At 28.3% G+C, this 1,115-nt stretch carries 2 rRNA genes; both read right to left on the reverse strand.

The features are described from left to right. Positions 1-800: 800 nt before the first annotated feature. Positions 801-917, reverse strand: a 5S ribosomal RNA gene (gene rrf, locus K0040_RS19790). Positions 918-990: 73 nt separating this feature from the next. Further along, positions 991-1,115: ribosomal RNA gene (locus K0040_RS19795) — 23S ribosomal RNA — on the reverse strand; the annotation flags it as partial.

Raw genomic sequence — 1,115 nt, forward strand, 5'->3', positions numbered from 1 at the left:
AGACTAATCATTATCTGAATATCTGGCTTGGTTTGTTTGTTGTTTCAGTTTAATTCTTTAAGAATTAATTTATTGTTAACCTACTGTTTAATTTTCAAAGTTCTTTGCTTGTTTCAGCTTCTTTATTTTACCAAAGCTGTTTTTCTTTGTCAACTACTTTTTTAAGAAGTTTTTTGTTGACCTTTTGTCCCTGTCTCAAGGACAAGTAATACTATATCATCCTATCAATTAATGGTCAATAGTTTTTTCAAAGTTTTTTTATAGTATAATTTCATGGAAAAATTATTCACATGATATTTATATTTTATCCACATTATAAACAGCCTCAAATCTGCCTATATTATCAATTATTATTTTTTATTCACACATAATGGTTGATAATGTTAATAACTTTTTTTGTATTTTTACTGAAATAATAATTATTTGTTATTAAATATTTTATTCACATTTATTAATATACTCAAGTCAAGAAGAATTATTCCTAGTTTTTAATAGTTATTTAATTATAATTAATTACCCCTTGCTCCTATATTTAATTTATATAAATGCACAAAAACTACAATATGGAAGTTAATAAATGTTTTTGTTCTAAATAAAGATCTCACGGTTTTTGTAATATAAATTTATCAAGTATGGCATTCGCCAATATGACATCTGAAAATACATTGCCTCATTTACTAAATAGTTGATTTATTTTAATTCTGGTATTTAAGTCTTTTTTTCATTATAAGTAATCTTAAATATATAAAAAGACACACTGTAAAGGTGTGTCTAAAATATTTCCAACAATAAAAAAGATTACGTGGCTACGTGCTACTCTCCCAGGGGGTCGCCCCCCAAGTACCATCGCCGCTCAAGAGCTTAACTTCTGTGTTCGGAATGGGAACAGGTGTATCCTCTTTGCTATAATAACCACATAATCTTTATGTTTAAGTATTAACTTTTGTTAGTACTTTCAAAACTGCTAACATTTAATGTTTCCATTATTTTTTGGTCAAGTCCTCGACCTATTAGTATCAGTAAGCTACATATGTTACCACACTTCCACCTCTGACCTATCAACCATGTAGTCTTCATGGGGCCTTAACCTTACGGTGGGAAATCTTATCTCGAAG

The sequence above is a fragment of the Terrisporobacter petrolearius genome (genome assembly GCF_020748185.1).
Classification (GTDB): Bacteria; Bacillota; Clostridia; order Peptostreptococcales; family Peptostreptococcaceae; genus Terrisporobacter; species Terrisporobacter petrolearius.